The 23,548-nt window shown below is 64.4% G+C and carries 20 protein-coding genes; 11 read left to right on the forward strand and 9 right to left on the reverse strand.

What is annotated here, in order from left to right; translation table 11 throughout:
• The first annotated feature begins 22 nt into the window (after positions 1-22).
• The 9 genes from AB7290_RS10660 to AB7290_RS10700 all read left to right on the forward strand — a co-directional run bounded on the left by AB7290_RS10660 (position 23) and on the right by AB7290_RS10700 (position 8,961).
• Positions 23-1,126: an ABC transporter substrate-binding protein gene (locus AB7290_RS10660; protein WP_354102706.1), complete on the forward strand. Its 1,104-nt coding sequence runs from the start codon at positions 23-25 to the stop codon at positions 1,124-1,126.
• On the forward strand, positions 1,104-2,126 hold the full coding sequence (locus AB7290_RS10665; RefSeq protein WP_441253387.1) for an ABC transporter permease: 1,023 nt from the start codon (positions 1,104-1,106) through the stop codon (positions 2,124-2,126). The genes AB7290_RS10660 and AB7290_RS10665 overlap by 23 nt, the downstream gene beginning before the upstream one ends.
• On the forward strand, positions 2,120-2,920 hold the full coding sequence (locus AB7290_RS10670) for an ABC transporter ATP-binding protein (protein WP_441253388.1): 801 nt from the start codon (positions 2,120-2,122) through the stop codon (positions 2,918-2,920). Before AB7290_RS10665 ends, AB7290_RS10670 begins: the two co-directional genes overlap by 7 nt.
• Entirely contained in the window at positions 2,914-4,086 is a 1,173-nt protein-coding gene (locus tag AB7290_RS10675; protein WP_441253389.1) for an acyl-CoA dehydrogenase family protein, read from the forward strand. The genes AB7290_RS10670 and AB7290_RS10675 overlap by 7 nt, the downstream gene beginning before the upstream one ends.
• Positions 4,087-4,115: 29 nt before the next feature.
• Positions 4,116-5,216, forward strand: coding sequence for an LLM class flavin-dependent oxidoreductase (locus AB7290_RS10680; RefSeq protein ID WP_441253390.1), 1,101 nt, complete (start codon positions 4,116-4,118; stop codon positions 5,214-5,216).
• The gene (locus tag AB7290_RS10685; protein ID WP_441253391.1) at positions 5,213-6,151 is read left to right on the forward strand and encodes an ABC transporter substrate-binding protein; all 939 of its coding nucleotides are present in this window, start codon (positions 5,213-5,215) and stop codon (positions 6,149-6,151) included. Before AB7290_RS10680 ends, AB7290_RS10685 begins: the two co-directional genes overlap by 4 nt.
• Positions 6,152-6,478: 327 nt before the next feature.
• Positions 6,479-7,324, forward strand: coding sequence for a CmcJ/NvfI family oxidoreductase (locus AB7290_RS10690; RefSeq protein WP_441253392.1), 846 nt, complete (start codon positions 6,479-6,481; stop codon positions 7,322-7,324).
• Positions 7,325-7,426: 102 nt separating this feature from the next.
• Entirely contained in the window at positions 7,427-7,741 is a 315-nt protein-coding gene (locus AB7290_RS10695; RefSeq protein WP_071910599.1) for a septal ring lytic transglycosylase RlpA family protein, read from the forward strand.
• Between the two features lie 50 nt (positions 7,742-7,791).
• Positions 7,792-8,961 (forward strand): Gfo/Idh/MocA family protein, encoded by a 1,170-nt coding sequence (locus tag AB7290_RS10700; RefSeq protein ID WP_028154373.1) that lies wholly within the window; start codon positions 7,792-7,794, stop codon positions 8,959-8,961.
• A gap of 204 nt (positions 8,962-9,165) precedes the next feature.
• On the opposite strand, the gene AB7290_RS10705 is transcribed toward AB7290_RS10700, so the two are convergent.
• The 8 genes from AB7290_RS10705 to AB7290_RS10740 all read right to left on the reverse strand — a co-directional run bounded on the left by AB7290_RS10705 (position 9,166) and on the right by AB7290_RS10740 (position 19,138).
• A complete protein-coding gene (locus AB7290_RS10705; RefSeq protein ID WP_208088083.1) occupies positions 9,166-10,476 on the reverse strand; it encodes an ABC transporter substrate-binding protein in 1,311 nt (436 codons plus the stop codon).
• Between the two features lie 161 nt (positions 10,477-10,637).
• Positions 10,638-11,687 carry a methyltransferase gene (locus AB7290_RS10710; protein ID WP_441253393.1) on the reverse strand — a complete coding sequence of 350 codons (1,050 nt, stop codon included), beginning with the start codon at positions 11,685-11,687 and terminating at the stop codon, positions 10,638-10,640.
• Between the two features lie 169 nt (positions 11,688-11,856).
• The gene (locus tag AB7290_RS10715) at positions 11,857-13,098 is read right to left on the reverse strand and encodes an ABC transporter substrate-binding protein (protein WP_441253394.1); all 1,242 of its coding nucleotides are present in this window, start codon (positions 13,096-13,098) and stop codon (positions 11,857-11,859) included.
• A gap of 41 nt (positions 13,099-13,139) precedes the next feature.
• The gene (locus AB7290_RS10720; protein ID WP_441253395.1) at positions 13,140-14,618 is read right to left on the reverse strand and encodes an ATP-binding cassette domain-containing protein; all 1,479 of its coding nucleotides are present in this window, start codon (positions 14,616-14,618) and stop codon (positions 13,140-13,142) included.
• Positions 14,618-15,544, reverse strand: a complete 927-nt coding sequence (locus tag AB7290_RS10725; RefSeq protein ID WP_014493139.1) for a branched-chain amino acid ABC transporter permease — start codon at positions 15,542-15,544, stop codon at positions 14,618-14,620. Before AB7290_RS10725 ends, AB7290_RS10720 begins: the two co-directional genes overlap by 1 nt.
• A gap of 1 nt (position 15,545) precedes the next feature.
• Entirely contained in the window at positions 15,546-16,421 is an 876-nt protein-coding gene (locus tag AB7290_RS10730) for a branched-chain amino acid ABC transporter permease (protein WP_028156504.1), read from the reverse strand.
• 102 nt (positions 16,422-16,523) lie between these two features.
• Entirely contained in the window at positions 16,524-17,738 is a 1,215-nt protein-coding gene (locus tag AB7290_RS10735; RefSeq protein ID WP_354077042.1) for an ABC transporter substrate-binding protein, read from the reverse strand.
• A 299-nt stretch (positions 17,739-18,037) separates the two neighbouring features.
• Positions 18,038-19,138, reverse strand: coding sequence for an NAD(P)/FAD-dependent oxidoreductase (locus AB7290_RS10740; RefSeq protein ID WP_441253396.1), 1,101 nt, complete (start codon positions 19,136-19,138; stop codon positions 18,038-18,040).
• A 225-nt stretch (positions 19,139-19,363) separates the two neighbouring features.
• On the opposite strand from AB7290_RS10740, the gene AB7290_RS10745 reads away from it, so the two are divergent.
• Entirely contained in the window at positions 19,364-21,253 is a 1,890-nt protein-coding gene (locus tag AB7290_RS10745) for a peroxidase family protein (RefSeq protein ID WP_441253397.1), read from the forward strand.
• Between the two features lie 87 nt (positions 21,254-21,340).
• Here the strand turns inward: AB7290_RS10745 and AB7290_RS10750 are convergent, their stop codons facing one another.
• Positions 21,341-22,558, reverse strand: a complete 1,218-nt coding sequence (locus tag AB7290_RS10750) for an SMP-30/gluconolactonase/LRE family protein (protein WP_441253398.1) — start codon at positions 22,556-22,558, stop codon at positions 21,341-21,343.
• Positions 22,559-22,863: 305 nt separating this feature from the next.
• Between AB7290_RS10750 and AB7290_RS10755 the strand changes: the two genes are divergently transcribed.
• On the forward strand, positions 22,864-23,109 hold the full coding sequence (locus tag AB7290_RS10755; protein ID WP_028152088.1) for a hypothetical protein: 246 nt from the start codon (positions 22,864-22,866) through the stop codon (positions 23,107-23,109).
• Positions 23,110-23,548: the final 439 nt, after the last annotated feature.

Consider the following 23,548-nt stretch of genomic DNA (forward strand, 5'->3'; position numbering starts at 1 on the left):
GCCAGCGCAGGAGCGGGGACTGATGGGCAACGACAACAAGGGCAGCGGATCGGGCCTCGACCGGCGTCATTTGCTGCAGGCGGGGCTTGCGGCGGCATTCGCCGCGCCGCTTGGTGCCTTTGGTGCAGCCCAGGCCTTTGCGCCACAGGCGATCGCGCCCGGTGTCGATCTCTCTGAGTTTCCGCTGTGCCGGACGGCCGCGGATGGCCCCGTCCTCACCGGCGCGCCGCGCAAGCTGAAACTCTCCTGGAACGCGGGCGCGGTCTGCCTTGCCCCGGTGCCCGTCGCCATCGAGCACGGCTTCTTCCAGAAGCACAATCTCGACATCGAGCTCATCAACTATTCCGGCTCGACCGATCAGCTGCTCGAGGCGATCGCGACGGGAAAGAGCGATGCCGGGCTCGGCATGGCGTTGCGTTGGCTGAAGCCGCTGGAGCAGGGCTTTGACGTCAAGATTGCCGCCGGCACCCATGGCGGCTGCATGCGCGTCCTGACCCGCGCCGACTCCAACGTGAGCAAGCTCGCCGACCTCAAGGGCAAGATCGTCGCGGTCGGCGACCTCGGTGGCCCCGACAAGAACTTCTTCTCCATTCAGCTCGCCAAGCTCGGTATCGACCCGGTCAAGGATGTCGACTGGCGCGCCTATCCCGGCAACCTGCTCAACGTCGCCGTCGAGAAGGGCGAGGTGCAGGCCTTCCTGTCCTCCGATCCGCTCGGCTATCTCTGGCTCAAGGACAGTCAGTACAAGGAAGTCGCCTCCAATCTCGACGGCGAATATCGCGACAAGAGCTGCTGCATCCTCGGCCTGCGCGGCAGCCTGGTGCGCGAGGAACCGCAGGTCGCGCGCGCCCTGACGCAGGCGCTGCTCGATGCCGCGATGTTCACCGCGCAGAACCCGACCGTAACGGCGAAGTCGTTCCAGCCTTATGCGCCGAAGACGGCATCACTCGCCGATATCGAGGGCATGGTGCGCTACCATACCCACCATCATCATCCCGTGGGTGAGGTGTTGAAGCGCGAGCTGAAGTCCTATGCCGACGATTTGAAGAGCGTCCAGGTCTTCAAGCAGAGCACCGATACGGCCAAATTCGCGGAGCGCATCTATGTCGACGTATTCGCTGTCTGACGGCCTCGCCTCCGGCGCGCCGCGCCTCTCGCGCGCGCCGGTTCTTGCGAGCTGGGTCCGGGAATCCGGCGTCGGCGTTCTCGCGAGCGTCGCGTGGATCGCGTTCGGCCTGTCCTGCCTGTGGTGGGAGGATGTCGGCGACTGGTCGCGGACGCACTCGCTCGGCATCGCCGCCTTCATCGTTGCCGCAATCGCCTTGTTCGGCACCGTCGGCGCCGACTACCTCGGCTCCGCCGGTAAGGCCTTGCGCCAGCGCGCGCCCTGGCTCGTGGCGCTCGGCGCATTCCTGACGTTGTGGGAGGTTGCGACCGCAAAGTTTGCGTGGCTGCCGCTGCCGTTCTTCCCGCCGCCGCAGTCGATCATCGAGGTCTATACCGACGATTTGCCAAAGCTGCTCGACAGCGTCTTCGCCTCGGTCAAGCTGCAGCTTGGCGGCTATCTGATCGGCGCCACGGTCGGCTTCCTGACCGGCGTCTCGATCGGCTGGTCGCGCGCGGTCGGCTATTGGGTGCATCCGGTGCTGCGCTTCATCGGGCCGCTCCCGGCGACCGCCTGGCTGCCGATTGCCTTCTTCACCTTTCCGTCGAGCTGGAGCGCCTCGACCTTCCTGATCGCGCTGGCGACCGGCTTCCCGGTCACCGTCTTGACCTGGTCCGGCGTCGCAAGCGTCAGCAACGCCTATTACGACGTCGCACGCACGCTCGGCGCAAAGCCGTCCTTCCTGGTGCTGAAGGTCGCGATCCCCGCCGCACTCCCGCACGTCTTCGTCGGCCTGTTCATGGGCCTCGGCTCGTCCTTCGCCGTGCTCGTCGTGGCCGAGATGATCGGCGTGAAGGCCGGGCTCGGCTGGTACCTGCAATGGGCGCAGGGCTGGGCCGCCTACGCCAACATGTATGCGGCGCTGATCGTGATGTCGCTGCTCTGCTCCGGCGCCATCACGCTGCTGTTCGCCATCCGCGATCGCCTGCTGGTCTGGCAGAAGGGGACCGTGAAATGGTAGCCGCAACCGCACTGGCCGAAATCGCGCCCCCGCCGGCCGCCGGCGCCGCGCTCGACATTGAGCAGGTCAGCCACGCCTTCGACATCGACGGCACTGAGCTGCCTGTTCTCAGCGACGTCAGCATCTCCGTGGAGCCGGGCGAGTTCGTCGCGCTGCTCGGCCCCTCCGGCTGCGGCAAGTCGACCTTGCTCCGGCTCGTCGCGGGCCTCGACAAGCCCAAGGCCGGAACGCTCCGCGAGGACGAGGTGCGCATCACCCGTCCGCATCCCTCGCGCGTCGTCGTGTTCCAGGATCCGACCCTTTTTCCCTGGCGGTCGGTCTGGGACAACGTCGCCCTGGGCCTCGAGGCCCAGGGCATTTTGAAGAGCCAGCGGAAGCGTGTCGATGACGCGCTCGATCTCGTTGGTCTGTCGTCGTTCCGCAATGCCTATCCGCATCAGCTCTCCGGCGGCATGGCGCAGCGCGTCGCGCTCGCCCGCGCGCTCGTGAATGATCCAAAAATCCTGATCCTCGACGAGCCGCTCGGCAAGCTCGACTCGCTGACCCGCATCACCATGCAGGCCGAGCTCGTCTCGCTCTGGCAGCGCAAGGGCTTTACCACGTTGCTGGTGACGCACGACGCCGAGGAGGCGCTGGTGCTCGCCAACCGTGTCATCGTGTTCAGCGACCGCCCGGCGCGGGTGAAGGCCGACATCCGTGTCGACCGACCCTATTCTCGCCATCGCGGCGATCCGTATCTTGCGGATTTGCGCCGTCAGATTCTCGGCTTGTTGGGGTTGGATGCCACATGGTGACTTCTGTTGCTCACGGACGGGCAGCCCATAGCGAGCCCGACTACATCGCGCGCGCCGAGGCGCTGGCCGAAGGCTTTGCTGCGCGTGCAGCCGAGCATGATCGCGCCGGCAGCTTTCCCTTCGCGAATTTTCGCGAGCTCTCCGAGGCGGGCCTGCTGTCGCTGACGGTGCCGGCCGTTCATGGCGGGGCCGGAGCGGGCGCACGATATGCCGCGCGGGTCATCGGGATCATCGGCAAGGCCGATTCCTCGACCGCGCTGGTGCTGTCGATGCACTACATCAACCATCTGGTGATGGGGCGCAGCCCGACCTGGCCGGCGAAGCTGTCGCGCAAGCTTGCGCGTGAGAGCGTCGAGGGCCTCGCGCTCGTCAATGCGCTCCGCGTCGAGCCCGAACTCGGCTCGCCCGCGCGCGGCGGCCTGCCGGCGACGATCGCGCGGCGCACCGAGACCGGCTGGCGCCTGACCGGTCACAAGATCTATTCGACGGGATCGCCGATCCTGAAATGGTATCTGGTCTGGGCGCGGACGGACGAAGCCGAACCGCGCGTCGGTCAGTTCCTGGTGCCGGCCGGTCTGCCTGGCACGCGCATCGTCGAGACCTGGGATCATCACGGCCTGCGCGCCAGCGGCAGCCACGACGTCATCTTCGACGACGTCGTGATCCCGCTTGATGCGGAGGTCGATGTCCGCAATCCCCAGGAGTGGCGTGCGCCCGACGTTGCGCAGGCGACGGTCCACACGGTGTTCGTCGCCGCGATCTATGACGGCATTGCCCGCGCCGCGCGCGACTGGTTCGTCCAGTTCCTGAAGCAGCGCGTCCCCGCCAGCCTCGGCGCGCCGCTTGCGACCTTGCCACGGGCGCAGGAGATCCTCGGTGCCATCGAGGCCAGGCTCGCAGTCAATGCACGGCTGATCGAGACGTTCGCCCGCGACTTCGACGAAGGCGTCGCTCTCTCCACCGGCGAGTCCAACGTGATCAAGCTGACGGTGACCAACAACGCCGTCGCCGTGGTCGAGGATGCACTATCGCTGACCGGCAATCACGGCCTGTCCCGCACCAATCCGCTGGAGAGGCACTATCGCGACGTCCTGTGCGGCCGCGTGCACACGCCGCAGGACGATGCCACGCGCACCGGCCTCGGCCGTGCCGCATTGGGCCTCTAGCTTTCAGGACAACAAACAGGGAGACGATCATGTCGATCGAGTTCATCGGCTTCATCAGCAACAACAATTCGTCCGAGATCGTCGTCCGCGAGGGGCCGGTCCTCAACCCCACCCATATCGAGACGGTGGCGAAGGCGCATGAGAATGCCGGCTTTGACCGCGCCCTGCTGGCGTTTCATTCGACGACGCCGGACGCGCTCCAAATTGCTCAGCACGTGCTGGGCGTCACCGACCGCCTCAATGTGCTGATCGCGCAGCGGCCGGGCTTCACCGCGCCGACGCTGCTGGCGCGCCAGTTCGCCGTGCTCGACCAGTTTTCCCGCGGCAGGGTCGCTCTGCATGCTATCACCGGCGGCAACGCGACCGAGCTTCGGCAGGATGGCAACACGCTCGACGACAAAGACGAGCGTTATGCCCGGACCTCCGAGTTCCTCGATGTCCTCAAGCTGGAATGGACCAGCGACAGGCCGTTCACCTACAAGGGCAAGTACTACCAGGTCGAGAACGCATTCTCGCAGGTGAAGCCGTATCGTCCCGAGGGCATCCGGACTTACTTCGGCGGCGCTTCGGATGCGGCGATCGAGGTCGCCGGCAAGCATGCCGACACCTTTGCACTGTGGGGTGAATCCTATGCCCAGGTGCGCGACGTCACCTCCCGCGTCCACAACGCGGCGGTTCGTCAGGGACGGCCGACGCCGCGTTTCAGCCTCTCGGTGCGGCCGATCATTGCCCCGACCGAGAAGCAGGCCTGGGAGAAGGCGGAAGAGATTTTGGCGCGCGCCACCGCGCTCCAGGACAAGACCGGCTACCGCAAGCCGGCCGACGGCCATGCCACAGCGGGTGCGCGTCGTTTGCTCTCGCTCGCCGACCAGGGCAGCCGCATCGACAAGCGGCTCTGGACCGAGATCGCAAAGCTCACCGGCGCCAACAGCAACACCACCGCATTGGTCGGCACGCCCGAGCAAGTCGCCGAAGTGTTCGGCGACTATTACGATCTCGGCATCAGCCACTTCCTGATCCGCGGCTTCGATCCTCTGATCGACGCCATCGAATATGGCCGCGAGCTGATCCCGCTGACGCGCGAGCTGGTCGCCAAGCGCCAGGCCGTTCGCGGCGAGGCGGCGGAATGATCCGTCTCATGCTGGCCGGTGCGCTGCTGTTCGGCTCGTTGGAGCTCGTGGCGGCGCAAACCACCTTGCGCGTTGGCGACCAGAAGGGCAACTCGCAGGCCGTGATGGAAGCGGCAGGTGTGCTCAAGGACGTCCCGTACAAGATCGAGTGGAAGGAGTTTCCGGCGGCGGCACCGCTGCTGGAAGCGCTCAGCGCCGGCGCGATCGAGACCGGTATCGTGGGCGATGCACCCTTCACCTTCGCCGCCGCCTCCGGCGCGCCGGTGAAGGCGATCGCGGCGATCCGTCAGACCCGCGAGGGGCTCGCGATCCTCGTGCCCGAGAATTCGCCGATCAAGAGCTTCGCGGACCTGCGCGGCAAGAAGATCGCGACGGGTCGCGGCTCGATCGGTCATCAATTGATCCTTGCCGCGCTCGAGAAGAACGGCTGGGCTGCGAGCGACGTGCAGATCGCGTTCCTGGCGCCGTCCGATGCCAAGATCGCCTACACCCAAGGCTCGGTCGATGCCTGGTCGACGTGGGAGCCCTATGTGAGCCAGGAAGAGGTGCTGTTCAAATCGCGCCGCGTCATCACCTCGGAGGGCCTGACGCCGGGGCTGAGCTTCCAGGTCGCACGGCCCGACGCGATCCGCGACAAGCGCGCGGAGCTGACGGACTTCATCCGGCGCCTTACGGCTGCGCGGGCGTGGTCGCTCAGCAACGTCGACAGCTATGCCGCGACCTGGGGCAAGCTGATGAACATCCCGACCGCCGTGCCGCAGAACTGGCTGTGGCGCGCAAAGATCCGCATTGCCCCGATCGACGACGGCGTGGTCGCGGACGAGCAGAGCACGATCGACCTCTATTTCCGCTGGGGCCTGATCAAGCAGAAGCTCGATGCGACCGAGATCGTAGACCGCTCGTTTGCGGACGCGATCGCCAAGGCGGGGTTGTAAGCCACTCGTGAACCGGACGCGGCGCTTTCCCTCTCCCCTTGTGGGAGAGGGTGGCTCGCCGCGATAGCGGCGAGACGGGTGAGGGGTATCTCTCCGCGTACTCACCTCTCACTATTGAGTTCGCGGAGAGATACCCCTCATCCGGCGCTTCGCGCCACCTTCTCCCACAACGGGAGAAGGGGAGTAGCGTACGCCGGGTTACCCTCGAAACATTTCTTCTGCGTTCCTCACCGCCGACAACAGCCCCATTGCTATTTGCATCGCCTCCCTTGCAGCACGCCGCACTCCGTCAAAAATCACACAGACGACCACATCGGGAGACCGGCCATGGGCCTGCAAGAAACAAAAATCGAATCGCTTCCCTTCGTCACTGCTGAACTCAACTACCTCGCGCCGGTTTCCGGCAAACCGCGCACCTATGCTTTCGATCCGCCGCCGGGCGAGCCCAAGAGCACGTCGTTGCCGGAGCCGCATCAGGTCCCGATCTTCGATGCGCGCCTGATCGCGGACAATTTCTCGCTCGATCGCGAGGGCTTTGCGCTGGTGCGTCACCCGACGCTGGTGAAGGATTTTTACAACGACGAGGAAATACGGGCGGTCTACTATCCCGCCGTCGAGGCCTTTTTGCGGGCGACGCTGAAGGCCGATCGCGTCTTCATTTTCGATCACACCGTGCGCAGGCGTGTCGAGGGGGCGGCGGATATTCGCGACGGTGGCCCGCGCCAGCCTGCGACGCGTGTCCATGTCGACCAGACCGTCGTCTCCGGCGCCAACCGTGTGCGCGAGCATCTGCCCGACGAAGCCGACGCGCTGTTGAAAGGCCGTGTGCAGGTGATCAACCTCTGGCGGCCGATCCGCGGACCCTTGCGCGATTCACCGCTGGCGATGGCCGACGGCACGACGGTCGCGCCCGACGATCTCGTCGCCTCCGATCTGATCTATCCCAATCGCCGCGGCGAGACCTATTCGGTGAAGTACAATCCGAACCACCGCTGGTTCTATTTTCCGGAGATGACGCCGGACGAGGCGCTGCTGCTCAAGTGCTACGATTCCGCAACCGACGGCCGCACCCGGTTCGGGCCGCATACCGCCTTCGTCGATCCGACCACGCCGGCCGATGCGGCGCCGCGCGAAAGCATCGAGGTCCGCACGCTGGTGTTCCATAAACAGTAACAATGTGTGATGGCACTGCCGGGCGCGCCCGGCAGTGTTCCTGGAACTTACCGGAACAAATCGACGTTTGCAGCGCCGGGCAGGGCAACCGGGAGCGGTGCCGTGCGAACGCAGACGACGTTATTCTTCAGTCTGGCCACTTTTTCGCTTTCTGCATTTTCTGTCGCGCAAGCCGAAAGCGGGCTTGCCTCATACTACGGTTACGGAAAAGCCGGTAAGGGCGGCGAACTGACCTGCGCTCACCGCACGCGCGCGTTCGGCAGCGTGCTGACGGTGTCCTACGGTGGCCGGTCGATTCAGTGCCGCGTCAATGATCGCGGCCCGTTTATCCGCGGCCGGATCGTCGATCTCTCGGTGCCGGCGGCCAAAGCGCTCGGCATGATGAGCGCCGGCGTGGTGCGGGTCTCGGTGGAATAGGCTGGCCGTCGCGCTATAGTGCCGCCCAACGCAAGGCTAAGGGGGGTGCTATGGCCAGGATTCGGGTGGGGCTTGTCGGCTGCGGCTTCGTGTCGGAGCTGCACATGTATGCGTTCCGCCGCGTCTACGGTGTGGATGTCGAGGTCGCGGCGGTCGCGGCGCGCGGCGATCATGTCGTTGAATTCGCCGGCCGCCATGGCATTCCGCGGGTCTATCGCAGCTTCGCCGAACTGATCGCGGACCGCGAGCTCGATGTCATCGACATCTGCACCCCGCCCAATCTCCATGCCGACATGATTGTCGCCAGCATGCAGGCCGGCAAGCACGTGATCTGCGAAAAGCCGTTCGCCGGCTATTTCGGCCGGGCAGGCGACGCGCAGCCGATCGGCAAGCATGTACCGAAGGCGCTGATGTATGAGCGGGTGCTGGAGGAGATGGACGCGACCCGCGCCGCAATCGAGCGCACCGGAAAGCTTTTCATGTATGCGGAGGATTGGATCTACGCGCCCGCGGTGACCAAGACCGCGGAGATCATCAGGGCGACCAAAGACAAGATCCTGTTCATGAAGGGCGAGGAGAGTCATTCCGGCTCGCACGCCGCGCATGCCGCGCAATGGGCGATGACCGGCGGCGGCTCGCTGATCCGCATGGGCTGCCATCCGCTCTCGGCCGTGCTTTATCTCAAGCAGGTGGAGGCCAAGGCGCGCGGCGAAACCATCCGCGTCGCCAGCGTCACCGGCGATGTCGGCAACGTCACGGCCGTCCTGAAGCCCGAGGAGCGCACCTACATCAAGGCCAATCCGGTCGATGTCGAGGATTGGGGCACGCTGACGGCGACCTTCTCCGACGGCACCAAGGCGACCGTGTTTTCCGGCGACATGATCATGGGCGGCGTCCGCAATCTGATCGAGACCTACACCTCGGGCGGTTCGCTGTTCGCCAACATCACCCCGAACACGCATCTGATGAGCTACCAGACCAGCGAAGAGAAGCTCGCCAGTGTCTACATCACCGAGAAGGTCGATCGTAAAACCGGCTGGCAATATGTCTGCCTCGAGGAGGAGTGGACACGCGGCTATCTCCAGGAGATCCAGGATTTCATGGAATGCGCCGCGAGCGGGAGGCAGCCGCTGTCGGACCTGGCGCTGGCGTATGAGACGATCAAGGTGAACTACGCGGGCTACTGGGCCGCGGAGGAGGGACGGCGGGTGGTGTTGTAGGGCCGCTGAAGAGACCGCAGGCACGCTGCCATCCCTTCTCCCCTTGTGGGAGAAGGTGGCGCGGAGCGCCGGATGAGGGGTCTCTCTCCACGAGTTCGAACGTAAGAGATTTGCTTGCGGAGATAACCCCTCACCCGCCTCGCCGTTACGCGGCGAGCCACCCTCTCCCACAAGGGGAGAGGGGAAGAGACCGTCCGCATCACCTCACGCCCCGTAGGTCGAACCCTTCGGCAGCGGAAACACCGGGTCCTGCGTGCGGATGTTCGTCGGCCACACCACCGAGATGCGCTCGCCGGCGTTCTGCATCACGACCGGCGTCGAGCGTTCGTTCTGGCCGGACAGCGGCGTGCCCGGCGGGAAGAATTTGACGCCGTAGCCCTGGATGGTGCCGCCGGCGGGAATGTCGACGTCGAGCGCGGCCTTGCGGATGGCCTCGGGATCGAAGCTGCCGTATTTCTCCTTGGCGACCGGCAGCACGTTGTTGAGCAGCACCCAGGTCTGGTTGAAGCCCATCGAGCAATGCGGCGGCACTTCGGTTGCACCGGTCTTGGCCTTGTAGCGCGTGACCATGGCGTTGGTCAGATCGCCGATGCCCGGCGCGAGCTTTGCGGGATCGAGCAATTGCGCCGGCACCGGGTCGATGTTGCAGAAATTGTCGATGTCGGCGCCGAAGGTCGCGCGCAGCTTGTCGAGCTGGCTGTAGCCGGCGCCGGCGCCAAACAGCATCTTGAAGCGCAATCCGCTCTCGCGCGCCTGCCGCAGGAACAGGGTGATGTCGGGGTTGTAACCGGCATGCGAGATCACGTCGGCCTTGGCGCGCTTGATTTTCGTGACCAGCACCGAGAGGTCGGGCGCCGAGGCGGAGTAGCCTTCGCGCAGCACCACCTGGATGCCGGCCTGCTTGGCGTAGGCCTCGTCGGCCGCCGCGACGCCGACGCCATACGGGCCGTCCTCGTGGATCAGCGCGACCTTGACGTCCTTCGGATCCATACCGAGCTTGCCTTGCGCATGCTCGGCGAGGAAGCTCGCGAAGGCCTGGCCATACTGGTCGGAATGGATCTGCGCGCGAAACACGTATTGCAGATTCTTGTCCTTGAACACGGCGGTCGAGACCGCGGTCGTGATCCAGAGGATCTTCTTCTGCTGCTCGACCTTGGCCGCGAGCGGCACCGCATGCGAGCTCGCATAGACGCCGTTGATGATGTCGATCTTCTCCTGACTGATCAGGCGTTCGGCCTCGTTGATCGCAACGTCGGGTTTGCTCTGGGAATCCGCGGCGACCGGAGCAATCTTGGTCTTGCCGCCGACACCGCCTTTTTCGTTGACGAGATCGATCGCGATCTGCGCGCCGATTGACGAGGCGACCGAGCCGCCCGCCGCGAACGGGCCGGTGAGGTCGTAGATCAGGCCGATGCGCAAATTCTCGGCTTGCGCCTGGGCCCGGGTCCAATCGAGGCTGAGTGCGGCGGCGGCAGCCGCCGAGCTCTTCAGCAACTGCCTGCGTGAAGTCGGCATCCTATCCTCCCTCAAAACCCGTCTGTTGATTGGTCTTGTTATTTTTTTACGAATTATGGGGAGCGGGACGATGGAAAGTCAACATGGCGAAAGGTCGATAGGCGGGTCATGGCGCAGAACGCAACTGCGAAGACGGACTGCATCGAGCGATCTGCCCGATCTCAGTTCGTGTCGGAGCGCATCGCCTCGAATACCGCAAAGCCTGCGCCGTCGAGCAACGGCACCACCCTCGCCAATCGGAATCCGGCCTGCTCCAGCAGGGATCGATATTCGGCGTCGGTGCGCTCCATGCCGGAGACATTGACCAGCATCTCCATGTCGATATGGAGCACGCGCATGGCGTCGCGATGATCTGGCTCGATCCGTCGTTCGATCAGCAGAACCCGAGCATGTCCTGGCATTGCCGCGCGAACATTTCGCAGGATCGCCAGCGATTGATCGTCGTCCCAATCATGGATGATCTGCTTGAGGATGTAGGCGTCTGCGTCTGCCGGAATGGTTTCGAAGAAGCTCCCGCCGATGATCTCACATCGGTTCCTGCCTCCAATCGCCTCAAGAGAAGCACCGGCTACGACATCGGGAAGGTCGAACAGCACGCCTTTCATGGTCGGGTGATCGGCCAGAATCGTTGTGAGCGTGAAGCCATGTCCGCCGCCTACGTCGACGATGCGGCCTATCCGGTGAAAATCGTAGTGCTTGAGCAGCGCGGTGGCCAACCGGGCGGAGCTGGTTGTCATCGTCGCGTTGAAAATCGCAGAGAGCTCGGTGTCCTCGCGCAAATAGTCGAAGACCCCGGTCCCGTGTGCGTGATCGAAGGCATGCTGGCCGGTCTGTACAGAGTGCAGAAGATGGCTCCAGGATTGCCAGTGCGACTCGCTGAGCCATAGCCGCACCACCGGACAGATCGAAGCCGGGATATCGGCGCGGAGGGTAGACCCAAGCGGTGTCAGCGCAAACTGCTTCGGAGACGTCTCGTCGAGCAGGCCGGCACCGGCCAGGAAGCGAAGCAGCCGGTAAAGGGTCGGAGCATGGCTTCCGGTCGTTGTCGCCAGATCGTCGCAATGGCGCGGGCCTGCCGCCAGGTGATCCGGAATGCCAAGCTCGACGGCAACGCGCAGGGCCTGCGAAATGCGGTACCCACCGATCAGCCTGAAGATCTGGGCAAAATCTTGGGGTGCCGGGGATTGTCCGGGAGAGATGCCTGCGTCCATCTGAGATGCTCCGCTTCATCACCGGCGGGGTAGATGGCGGAGGTGGCGGCAAAACGTCAACGTGACCCAAGGTCGCTACGGCCGGCCGCGGCGCAGCATGTTTCCCGAAGGACAAGAAAAAGCCCACCGCTCGCGAATGAGCGGTGGGCCTGATGCCGGGACGAGCCGGTTACTGCGACAGCTTCACGAAGGCGGGAAACTTCAGCTTGCCTTCCGCGATCTTCTCGGGCCAGACCACGACCTGCTTGCTGTCCTGCCACTGGAAGACGAGGCCGGACACGGTCGTGGGACCGGACTTGATGCCGTGGGTGAACTCGTCGTCCTTGCCGTAGAACTGGATGCGGCCGATCGTGCCCTCGTAGTCGGTCTTCTCCAGTTCAGCGACCATCTTGTCGGGATCGGTCGAGCTCGCGCGCTTGATCGCTTCGGTGATGAAGTAGACCTCGTCATAGGCGGTGTAGCCGGTATAGGCCGGCGGCGTGCCGAACTTGGCCTTGAAGGCGGCCGCGAACGGTTTTGTCTTGGCGGTCACGGCAACATCGGGTGTTGCCACTGCCAGCGACGGCACGCCGTCTGCGGCGCCATTGGTGTCCTTCCAGAAGGTCGGGCTCAGCGCCTGCGCGCTGATGCCGAACATCGGGATCGGCACCTGCTGGTTCTTCCACTGCACCGTCGGCTGCACGCCGACATGCGAGATGCCGGTCACGATCACGTCAGGCTTCTTGCCCTCGATGTTGTTGAAGATCGGCGTGAAGTCGGTGGTATCGGGCGAGAAGCGCACATGCTCCACGACCTTCAGGCCCGCCTTGGGCAGGCAGGCCTCGTAGCCGACGTCGAGCGGCTTGGTCCAGGCCGCGTCCTCGCTCATGATCGCAACCGTCTTGAACTTGAGCTTGTCGACCAGGAGATCCTTGGCGGCGTCGCAGACGAGCTGGGCCTGGGCCGCCGAGGTCAGATAGCCGTGGAAAGTGTACTTGTTCTTCTCGTAGTCGTTGTGGATCGCCTTGGTGATCTCGTTCGAGGCGGCGCCCGGCGTGATCAGCGGCATCTTCAGCCGCGCCGCCCAAGGTTCGAGCGCGAGAACGACCTCGCTGATATAGCTCGCGATCACGGCCGACACCTTGTCCTCGCTCACCGCGCGCTGGAACGCGCGCACCGAGTCGGCCGACGAGCTCTTGTTGTCATAGGTGACGATCTCCACCTTGCGGCCGAGAATGCCGCCCTTGGCATTGATCTCGTCGGCAGCGATCTGCGCGCCGCCGGGCGTAGCGGCACCGGCGATCGACTGCACTTCGGCGATGACGCCGATCTTGATCGGATCGTTCGACTGCGCGTAGGCGGGCGCGGCGAGGCACAGGGCCAGCGCCGAGGCGAGAAGGAAGCTGCTGCTTGGATTCGTCGATGGTCGCATGGTCGTTTCCCTTTGCTTGTTTTGTTATTGATACGCGCGAATTAGAGAAAATCGGCGCCGGCCTCCGCGGCGAAGCGGCCTGGATCGCCCTCCCAGACGATGCGGGCGTGCTCCAGCACATAGACGCGGTCGGCATGCGGTAGCGCGAAGGTGACGTTCTGCTCGCCGAGCAACACCGTGATCGCGGTGGTCTGCCGCAGCTTCGTCAGCGCTTTCGACAATTGCTCGAGAATGACGGGAGCGAGGCCCAGCGTCGGCTCGTCCAGGATCAGGATCTGCGGCTGCATCATCAATGCGCGGCCGATCGCGAGCATCTGCTGCTCGCCGCCGGAGAGCGTTTGTGCCATCTGGCCCTGGCGCTCCTTCAGGATCGGGAACAGCTCGAACAGCCAGGCGAGCTGCGCGGCGCGCTTGTCGTCGGAGAGATGTTGGCCGCCGAGATCGAGGTTTTCGCGCACGCTCATCTCGCCGAACAGCTCGCGCGATTCCGGGCATTGCACGAGGCCGCTGCGCGCGATCTTTGCAGGGCTCGTGCCGCGCAGTCTGTCGCCGCCGCGCACGATCTCGCCGCTATAGGGCAGGAAGCCGGAGATGGTGTTGAACAGCGTGGTCTTTCCGGCGCCGTTGAGGCCGACGACGGAGACGAACTCGCCCTCGTGGACGTGGATCGAGACGTTCTCCAGCGCCTGCGCCTTGCCGTAGAACACGCTGACATTCTCGACCCGGAGCAGCGGCACCTTGTCCTTGAAGCTGGTCTCGGGCCGCGCATGGGTCTCGATGGCGCCGCCGAGATAGACCCGGCGCACCGTCTCGTTCTTCATGACCTCGTCGGCCTTGCCCGTGACGATCTCCTCGCCGAGATACATCGCGAGCACGCGGTCGACCAGCGCGGCGACGCTCTTGACGTTGTGGTCGACCAGCATCACGGCGCGGCCCTCGTCGCGAAAGCTGCGGATCAGGTCGGAGAAGACGTCGACCTCCGCCCGCGTCAGCCCGGCAAAGGGCTCGTCCACCAGCACGACCTTTGGGTCACGCGCGATCGCCTTGGCGAGCTCGAGCCGGCGCAGATCGGCGAAAGGCAGCGTCGGCGGTCGGCGGTTCATCACGCTGCCCAACCCGACGCGGTCGGCGATCCATTTGGCGCGCTCGACGAGCGACTTGTCGGGAAACAGCATGAACAGGCTGTCCGGCAACAGCGCGACCATGATGTTCTCCAGCACCGTCTGCCGGTTCAGCGGCCGCGAGTGCTGGAACACCATGCCAAAGCCTTTGCGCGCGATCTTGTGCGCGGGCAGGCCGGCGACGTTCTCGCCCTCGAAGATGACCTCGCCCGATGTCGGGCGTTCGATGCCCATCACGCTCTTCATCGCGGTCGACTTGCCGGAGCCGTTCGGCCCGATCAGGCCGAAGATCTCGCCGGCGTTGACCTCGAAGCCGAGGTTCTTCACCGCCGTCAATCCACCAAAGCGTTTTGTCAGGCCGCGGACGTCGAGCACGGCCCGGTTTGCGATCATATCCATCACGAGCGCGCCTCACGTGAGAGGGCCGCTCCGAGGAAGCCGCCGGGGAAGAACAGCACGACGAGCAACGCGACCGCCGAGACGATGAAGGTCGCGAGCTCGCCGGTCGGCCTTAGGAATTCGCCGGCGACGATCAGGAAGATCGCGCCGAGCGCGGCGCCAAGCACGGTGCGCCGGCCGCCGAGCACGGCCGAGACGATCACGTTCACACCGACCGCGACGTCGACGACGGTACCGACCGAGGCGGTGCCGAAATAGAACACCAGCAGCGCGCCTGATAGCCCCGAGAAGAACGCGCTGACGATGAAGGCCGCTAGCTTGTGCTTGACGATGTTGAAGCCGAGCGCGCCGGCCTGCACCGGATCCTGGCCGCTGGCCTGGAGCACGAGGCCAATCGGCGATTGCGACAGGCCGTAGAGGATCGCCGCCGAGATCGTCATGAAGCCGAGCGCGATCCAGTAGTTGGCGCCGGCGTTGATGGTGATGACGTCGGGGATGGTCAGGCCGATCTCGCCGCCGGTGAGATCGGCGAACACCACGATGAAATTCTGCAACATCAACACCGCGACCAGCGTGGTCAGGCCGAAATACGGCCCGCGCACGCGCAAAGCCGGCAACGCCAGCACGAGGCCCGCGATGACGGAGGCCAGTGCCCCCAGCACGATGCAGAGATAAACCGACCAGCCGAACTGGGCGTTGAGAATGCCGGCCGTGTAGGCGCCGACGCCGATCAGGAAGGTGGGCCCGAAATTGACCTCGCCTGCGAAGCCGAACAGCAGGTCCCAGGCCATCGCGAACACGCCGAAATAGAACGCGACGGTGAGCAGGCCGAGCACGTAGCCGGAGACGTAGAGCGGCAGCGTCGCCGCGATGATGACGAGCGCGACCGAGATGAAGAACAGGCGGGAGGTGAAGAAGGTGGACATCTCAGCGCCTCCCCAGAAGGCCCTGGGGCCGGATATACATCACGAACACGAGCAGCAGCAGCGCCGGAATGGTGCGGTAGGCCGGCGAGACCAGATAGGCCGTCAGCGTCTCGAGATAGCCGACCACGAAGGCCGCGATCAGCGAGCCGGAGACGCTGCCGAGACCGCCGAGCACCACGATCGAGAACGCACTCGCCGTCAGCGGTCCGACGCTGTAGGAACTGACGCCTAAGAACATGCCGAGCAGCACGCCGGCGATGCCGGCGAGGATGCCGTAGATCGCCCAGACCACGACGTAGATGTTGGTGAGCTCGAGCCCGAGCAGGGTAACGCCGCGCGGGTTCATCGACGCCGCCAGCACCGCCTTGCCGGTGCGGGTGCGGTTCACGAGCAGCCACAACAGTGCGATCACGAGGCAGCACACGATCGCGGTGAAGATCTCGTTCTTCGGCGTGCGGACGCCGAGGATCTCGACCACGCCCTCGACGATCGGCAGCACGGTCTTGGCGTTGTTGGTGAAGAAATACGCGATCAGCTCCTGGATCATGATGCCCCAGAGCAGCGTGCCCGTGAGGACGAAGATCTCCTTCTCCTCGTTGGGAATGCGCCGGGAGTCCTGAATGGGCTTCACCACGGCGAAATAGGTCGCGAAGGCGGTGAGGAGGGCGACGGCGACCCCGATCAGCGCACCGGCATAGGTGCCGACGTTGAGGATGCTGGCAGCGGCCCAGGCCGCCACCGCTGCGGCCACCATGATGGCACCGTGGGAGAGGTTGAGCACGCCGGAGACGCCGAAGATCAGGGTGAAGCCGGTGGCACCGAGAGCGTAGAGAGCGCTGATGGCAAAGCCATCGATCAATATCTGGAAAGCTCGCATCTATGATTGGCCGGGTGGCAGCCGAGCTGCCGCTTTGAGGAAAGGTGCTGCGGAGAGCCGCATGTGGAAGCTCCCGGGAGGTGGTCCCGGGAGCATGTCCTGCTAGTTGCTGAGCTTGATGAAGCTCGGGAACTTGACGTCGACCTTGGCGACGTCCTTGGGCCAGACCGCGCTCTGCTTGCCGTCCTGCCATTGCAGCATCAGCCCGGTGATCAGGCCCTTGCCATATTTGATCGAGTGGGTGAACGGATCGTCCTTGCCGTAGAACTGGACGCGGCCGATCGTGCCTTCCCAGTCGGTCTTCTCCAGCGCGGAGACGAGCTTGTCGGCGTCGGTCGAGCCGGCGCGCTTCACCGCGTCGGCGATGTAGTAGACCTCGTCATAGGCGGTGTAGCCGGCATAGGAGGGATAATTGCCGAACTTCTTCTTGAAGTTCTCCGCGAACGGCACCGATTTCGGCGTCACCGCCACACCGGGCCCGGAGACGCCCTGATAGAGCACGCCTTCTGCCGCCTGGTTGGTGTCCTTGCCGAAGGTCTCGTTGGTTGCCTGCGAGGAGATGCCGAACATCGGGATCGGCACCTGCTGGTTCTTCCACTGCACCGTCGGCTGCACGCCCACATGGGAGATGCCGGTGATGATCACATCGGGCTTGGAGCCCTCGATCTTGTTGAAGATCGGCGTGAAGTCGGTCGTATCGGGCGAGAAGCGGATGTGGTCGAGCACCTTCAGCCCGATCTTGGGCAGGCACTCCTCGTAACCGACGTCGAGCGGCTTGGTCCAGGCGGCGTCCTCGCTCATGATGACCGCGGTCTTCATGTGCATCCTGTCGACGAGCAGGTCCTTGGCGCCGTCGCAGACCGAGAGCGCCAGCGCCGCTGAAGTCAGATAGCCGTGGAAGGTGTATTTGTTCTTCTCGTAATCCGCGTGGACGCTCTTGCTGATCTCATTGGAGGCGGCACCCGGCGTGACGAACGGCGTCTTCAGCCGAGAGGCCCAGGGCTCCAGCGCCAGCACGACCTCGCTGATATAGCTGGCGATGATCGCGTTGACCTTGTCCTCGTTCACCGCGCGCTGGAACGCACGCACTGAATCCGCCGACGAGGAGTGATTGTCGTAGGAGATGATCTCGATCTTGCGGCCGTCGACGCCGCCATTGGCGTTGATCTCGTCGGCGGCAAGCTGCGCCGCCTGTGGAATGGAGGCGCCGGCGATCGCCTGCGCTTCCGCGATCACGCCGATCTTGAGGGGATCGGCTGCAAGTGCCGCGCCTGACGCTGCCATCATCGCGCCTGTCGTGGCCGCACCGAGCGCCATTCGCAATGCAACAGAGAGTCGTTTTTTCATGTTGTTCTCTCCCTTTGAACAGGCCTCTTGTGAGCCATTATGTCGCAACTATAACGGCGAGGGAGGTCTCGGCAAGTGAAACCGCGTTCAGGATTGTGAGAAGGGGACTAAAGTCTAGCGCTGCGCAAATTGCGGGCAGGATAGGTGCGAGACACTCCTGACGCGCGCAGGCATGCAGATTCTGTCGGCGGGCATGCGTGAGCGTCGAAGCCTTGGAGTGGGCGGTAGCCTGGCTCCATCCGGTCTACAAGACGTGCAGCGATGCCGGTTCAGCGCGCTTGCAGCAGTGATGGATCGAGCGGCCTCAACCGGGCCGGATCGAATGGCGACAAGTCTACACGCGCCGCATCCTCGGCGATCAGCTGTGCCAGCGCTTCGCCGGTGGCGGGCGCATTGAGGATGCCCCAGACATTGTGCCCGGTCGCAACATAGAGGCCTTCGCTCTGCGGCACCTTGCCGATCAACGGCAGGCCATCCTCAGTCACCGGTCGGAAGCAGGCCTGCTGCGCGATGATCTTTTCGGGACGAAACAGTGGCGACAGCCGTTCGCACATGATTTGCAGGCGCGCGATCGCATCGACGTCCGGCGTTACGGCCGCCGGATCGAGCGGCAGCGGCGCGATGTCCGAGAGTGCGGTGATATGCGTGCTGCCATCGGCGCGTGGAAAGACCTCGATCGACACGGCGCTGCCGTCCTCGTCATACTCCAGGAACAACGCATCGGCCGGAACGTCGGGGCCGATGTCGTACACGATGCTCGGGCTGCGCTGGCCATAAACGGCGGGCAGGCGCATCCATTGCGCGGCGAGCAGCGACCATGGTCCCATCGCGATCACGACGGCGTCCGCCTCAACGAGGCTGCCTTCGACCTCGACACCCTTCGCGGTCGTCCCATTCGCGTCGCGCGCGATGCCCGTGATGCGGCCAACGCGAAGCTCGGCGCCTTGCGCGACTGCCGCGTTCATCACGGCTGACGTAAATTTGCGGGGATGAACGATCGCAGTCGTCTCAGTCGTACCGATGCGCTGCGCGATGACGACGCCGTTGGCGAGCCAGCCGAGCGCGGATGGTGCATTCCGGCGTGGATCGCCGTCGGGAGCAACAAAGCCGCTATAGGCGGTCATCGGGCGATAGCCCCAATCGCCGGCGATCTCCTCCGCCAGCTGCGCGTGAAGCGCAAAGCTTCGCCGCGCGAGTACGTCGAGCGGCGAGCCGGCGCACCAGTCACGCGCCAGAAAGCCGCCGGCCTTGCCGGAGGCGGCGGCCGCGACCTCGGTCCGTTCGACCACGACGACGTCGATGCCGTGGCGCCGGAGAAACAAGGCGGTGCAGGCCCCGATCACGCCGCCGCCGCAGATGATGACGCGCATGGCTTGTTCCTTGGATAGTGCTGCGCTGATGTGCGCAACATCGCCTGTTCGGCACGATCGTTCAGGCCAAGATTGCCGCTTCGCCGCTAGAGGTGCAATTCTGTCGTATATCGAATGTCGTCACTCAACGATCATGCGAGCGTCATAAAGAATCACAAAAGCGTCATGCCGCAAGCCGCCAATGGAGCAGGCGCTGGGGCGAACACTCTACGGGGAGGGTAAACCATGGCGCTCAGATTCCGCAGCATCGACGGCTCCAACAACAATCGTGCGGATCCCACCTTGAACCAGGCCGACACCGACTTTGCTCGGCTGGGGCCGGCAAATTTCGTCGATGGGGTCAATGAAATGACGCCAGGTCCGAATCCGCGCGAGATCAGCAACATTGTCGTGGCGCAGACGGATATTGGCGATGGCGAGGAAGGCCCGCATCTGGTGGATGACGCCGGCGTCGCGCTGTCAGGCATGATGTATGCGTGGGGCCAGTTCATCGATCACGATCTGGATCTGCAGAAGGAGGGCACAGGCACGGATGATATCTCGATCAAGGTCCCCGCTGATGATGAGTTTCTGCCGCCCGGCAGCATGATCGCGTTGACGCGGGTGGCGATCGATCCTGCGACGGGGGTCACCGGGCATCCGGCAGCCGCGATCAATACGGTGACGGGTTGGCTGGACGGATCGCAGATCTACGGTTCCGACGCGGCCACCGCAGCGAGCCTGCGAACGGCCGACGGCCATATGAAGGTGTCGGCGGGAGACAATCTCCCGATCGTCGAGACCGAGCACGGCAACGTCTTTGCGGCCGGTGACGTCCGGGCGCAGGAGAATCCCGACCTGACCGCCTTGCAAGTCTTGTTTGTGCGCGAGCACAATTACCAAGTCGATCGACTGCACGAGGACCATCCGAACTGGAGCGGCGACAAGCTATACGAGACGGCCAAGGCCATCACCACGGCCGAGATGGTCAACATCACCTACAACGAGTTCCTGCCGCATCTGTTGGGCGAGGACGCCATCAAGCCGTACCAAGGCTATGACCGCACGGCGGACGCGCGGATCACCGAAGAGTTTGCCGGTGCGGCCTTTCGCTTTGGTCACTCCATCGTCTCCGACGAGATCAGTGCGACCAGCAATCTGGGTGCCTTTACGTCGCAGCAGACGCTGGCGCAATCGTTCTTCGAAGACACGGCGACTTTCAAGGCGACTGGTGCGGATGGCCTGCTGCGGCATCTGTCGGGGGACCTGGCCAACCCGCTGGACGCTCACATTGTCGATGGCTTGCGAAACCTCCTGTTCGATCCTCCGGACGGCATGGATCTGGCAGCGATCAATATCCAACGCGGCCATGATCTTGGGCTGGGTACACTGAACCAAACCCGGGAGGGGCTGGGGCTAGCGCCTTACACCAGCTTCGATCAGTTCAGCTCTGATCCGGCGACGGCAGCAGCGTTCGAGAAAGCCTATGGTTCGATCGATGCCGTCGATTTGTGGGCCGGTGGATTGGCTGAGGATCATGCGCCAGGAGCCGTCATCGGGCCCAACTTCGGCTTAATCATCGCCGACCAGTTCAGCGCTTTGCGCGACGGCGATCGCTACTACTTCGAGAACCAGGGTTTCGATAATCAGACCCTGAATGAGATAAAGAACACCACGCTGTCGGACCTCATTCTGCGCGACACCGATACCATTGCGATGCAGAGCGATGCCTTCGTCGCCACCGAGCGGCACAGCGGCACGCTGGGCGGCGTAGACCCGACCGGAGAAAAGGCTGCAGCAGGCATGGCGCAGCTTGTGGTCGGATCTCCCGGCAGGGATACCCTGACCGGCGGAGATCTGGATGACACGCTGGTCGCCGCGGCCGGCCGCATGACCATGACCGGAGGTGCCGGTGCCGACACATTCGAATTCGACCTTGGTGTTCTCGCAGGTAAGCACAACACCGCGGTCATCACCGACTTCGATCCCAAACAGGACAAGCTGCAATTTTCGAACGACGTTCACGTCACGAAATCATCTGACCATCATGGCGGAACCCTGTTGCAGGTCGGCTCCGAGACCATCGACCTGCTGGGCGTAAAGCCGTATGAGATGCATCATCACGAATGGGGATAATGCTGGGTCGCTTCAAACGAGCGATACAGCATCATTCGGCGCCGGCGAGGTACGCCGGCGCCGTGTCGTGATCCGCTCCGTGCCGCCTCAGCCCGGACCAGCGCCCTGCGTCGCCGTATACACCGCGTAGAGCGACTGGCTCGCGGCCATGAACAGGCGGTTGCGCTTGGGGCCGCCGAAGCAGACGTTGCCGCACACTTCCGGCAGGCGGATGCGGCCGAGCAGCTTGCCCGCCGGCGACCACACCGTCACACCGCTATAGCCGACGGCGCGCCCGGCGTTGCTGGGGGACCAGACATTGCCGTTGACGTCGCAGCGCAGGCCGTCGGGCCCGCACTTCACGCCGTCGATCACGCAGTCGCTGAACTTCTTCACGTTGGAGAGCTTGTTGTCGGCGCCGACGTCGAACACGAAGATCTCGCCCTTGCCGCCGGGCCCGGTGTCGCCCGGTCCCTTGCCGGTCGAGGCGACGTAGAGCTTCTTGTAGTCCGGTGAGAAGCACAGGCCGTTGGGATCGGGCACCTGGTCCTCGGTGACGACGAGGTCGATGCGACCCGAGGGATCGATGCGATAACAGTTGGTCGGCAGCTCGCGCTTGCCCGGCACGAAGCCGGCCGGCTGTCCGATCCGCGGATTGAGCTTGCCGCCTGCATTGCTCGGGCCGCCCGCCACGTCGGGCTCGCCTTCATAGAGCTGGCCGCCATAGGGCGGGTCGGTGAACCAGTAGCTGCCGTCGGGATGCGCGGCGACGTCGTTCGGCGAGTTCAGGCGTTTGCCCTGATAGGAGTCCGCGAGCACCGTGGCTGTGCCATCGTGCTCGTAGCGCGTCACCCGCCGGGTCAGGTGTTCGCAGGAGAGCTGACGGCCCTGGAAGTCGAACGAGTTGCCGTTGGAATTGTTGGAGGGCGTGCGGAACACGCTGACGCGGCCGTCGTCCTCGGTCCAGCGCATCTGCCGGTTGTTGGGGATGTCGCTCCACAACAGATACCGGCCCTGCGCGCTCCAGGCCGGGCCTTCGGCCCACAACAGTCCGGTGTAGAGGCGCTTGATCGCGGTGTTGGGCTGCGCCAGATCGTCGAAGGACGGATCGACGGTGATGATGTCGGGGTCCGAGAAATAAGTCGTCGGCGCGCCGTTGGGGCCGAAATCGCGCGGCGGGGTGGTGATCGTCGTTGGCGGTGCGGCAGGTCCGGTCTGGGCCAGCGTGGGGCCGGCTACGGTCGCCGCAGCGCCGAGCGCAAGTCCCCGCACGAGTGTTCGTCGTGAAAGCGCAGCATCCTGGTCACGCTGCTCTGGGCGTTTCATCGCGTCCTCCCGGTTATGTTCGGCTGGCCGGTTGATCCGGCCGAGCGGGCGGAGGTTAGTCCGGTCCGCGCCCGGTTGCGAGGGGCAGGTACGCATCCTCCGCGCGATGGCAGGCTTGGGAAGGCTGGAACGCGGCGGCATTGCGGCGAGGCGAGGGCAGAAGCGGCAATTGGTCCCTGTCTCGTCGTTCGGGGCCTGTCGTCGGGCTTTGCGCGGTCAACCGGTGCGGTTTTTAGGACCTGTCAAGCCTTGACCTCACGCGCGATGATGGCAGAACGTTTCCGGGGTATCAGCCGGAGTTCATTGTGTTAGCCGTTGTCGCACTGGTCATTGCGCTCGCCATCGCGTTCGCCGCCGGCTATTTCACCCGCGATCTCGCCTCCCGCAAACGACGCGCGGAGGCGCGCCGCTGGCGCGAATATACCGAGCCGGGCTGGCTCCGCGCCGCCGCACCCGCCAACACCAACGAGGCCGCCCCCGTCGCCACCGGCGAGCTCGGCCAGATGCTGGACCGTTGGGAAAGCAGGGCCCGCGCCCGCCGCGCCGGATAGCCCGGCCGGCGATCAGGCCGGCACTCCACCCGCATTCCGATGAGCGACTTGTCCGCCTTGGCTCGAAGAGCGAAGGCGAAAGCGATATCCGGGACGGCTGATCCCGCAGATCGCTCCGTTTCCGATCACTGCAATCCGTCAAGCTGCCCCCCAAGACAACAGGAGCGCGGTGAGCGTTGTCGCCGCGTGTGCATTTGTGCGGAGTCCGCGCTCGCGGCGACGCGATGGGCCCGTGGATCGTGCGTGCGATGAGAAGGTCGGCGATCCAGCCGCTGGCTTTCCAACAGTCATTGGACGCGCGCTGCCCGGCTTTCATGTAACGGACATATCATTATGCAACATGAATTATGATATCAGGTAAGTTTTCCTAAAATCGGAATTTCTACGCCGTCCGCGCGGCGCTGATCCCCGGAAATCCTGCCTCGTGAATTCTGGATTC

This window comes from Bradyrhizobium sp. 613_E4_N2_2, from assembly GCF_052075995.1.
GTDB classification, from domain to species: Bacteria; Pseudomonadota; Alphaproteobacteria; order Rhizobiales; family Xanthobacteraceae; genus Bradyrhizobium; species Bradyrhizobium barranii.

Coding starts and splice junctions, on each gene's coding strand:
- AB7290_RS10660 (WP_354102706.1), top strand. CDS start 23: ATGGGCAACGACAACAAGGGCAGCGGATCGGGCCTCGACCGGCGTCAT.
- AB7290_RS10665 (WP_441253387.1), top strand. CDS start 1,104: ATGTCGACGTATTCGCTGTCTGACGGCCTCGCCTCCGGCGCGCCGCGC.
- AB7290_RS10670 (WP_441253388.1), top strand. CDS start 2,120: ATGGTAGCCGCAACCGCACTGGCCGAAATCGCGCCCCCGCCGGCCGCC.
- AB7290_RS10675 (WP_441253389.1), top strand. CDS start 2,914: ATGGTGACTTCTGTTGCTCACGGACGGGCAGCCCATAGCGAGCCCGAC.
- AB7290_RS10680 (WP_441253390.1), top strand. CDS start 4,116: ATGTCGATCGAGTTCATCGGCTTCATCAGCAACAACAATTCGTCCGAG.
- AB7290_RS10685 (WP_441253391.1), top strand. CDS start 5,213: ATGATCCGTCTCATGCTGGCCGGTGCGCTGCTGTTCGGCTCGTTGGAG.
- AB7290_RS10690 (WP_441253392.1), top strand. CDS start 6,479: ATGGGCCTGCAAGAAACAAAAATCGAATCGCTTCCCTTCGTCACTGCT.
- AB7290_RS10700 (WP_028154373.1), top strand. CDS start 7,792: ATGGCCAGGATTCGGGTGGGGCTTGTCGGCTGCGGCTTCGTGTCGGAG.
- AB7290_RS10705 (WP_208088083.1), bottom strand. CDS start 10,476: ATGCCGACTTCACGCAGGCAGTTGCTGAAGAGCTCGGCGGCTGCCGCC.
- AB7290_RS10710 (WP_441253393.1), bottom strand. CDS start 11,687: ATGGACGCAGGCATCTCTCCCGGACAATCCCCGGCACCCCAAGATTTT.
- AB7290_RS10715 (WP_441253394.1), bottom strand. CDS start 13,098: ATGCGACCATCGACGAATCCAAGCAGCAGCTTCCTTCTCGCCTCGGCG.
- AB7290_RS10720 (WP_441253395.1), bottom strand. CDS start 14,618: ATGGATATGATCGCAAACCGGGCCGTGCTCGACGTCCGCGGCCTGACA.
- AB7290_RS10725 (WP_014493139.1), bottom strand. CDS start 15,544: ATGTCCACCTTCTTCACCTCCCGCCTGTTCTTCATCTCGGTCGCGCTC.
- AB7290_RS10730 (WP_028156504.1), bottom strand. CDS start 16,421: ATGCGAGCTTTCCAGATATTGATCGATGGCTTTGCCATCAGCGCTCTC.
- AB7290_RS10735 (WP_354077042.1), bottom strand. CDS start 17,738: ATGGCGCTCGGTGCGGCCACGACAGGCGCGATGATGGCAGCGTCAGGC.
- AB7290_RS10740 (WP_441253396.1), bottom strand. CDS start 19,138: ATGCGCGTCATCATCTGCGGCGGCGGCGTGATCGGGGCCTGCACCGCC.
- AB7290_RS10745 (WP_441253397.1), top strand. CDS start 19,364: ATGGCGCTCAGATTCCGCAGCATCGACGGCTCCAACAACAATCGTGCG.
- AB7290_RS10750 (WP_441253398.1), bottom strand. CDS start 22,558: ATGAAACGCCCAGAGCAGCGTGACCAGGATGCTGCGCTTTCACGACGA.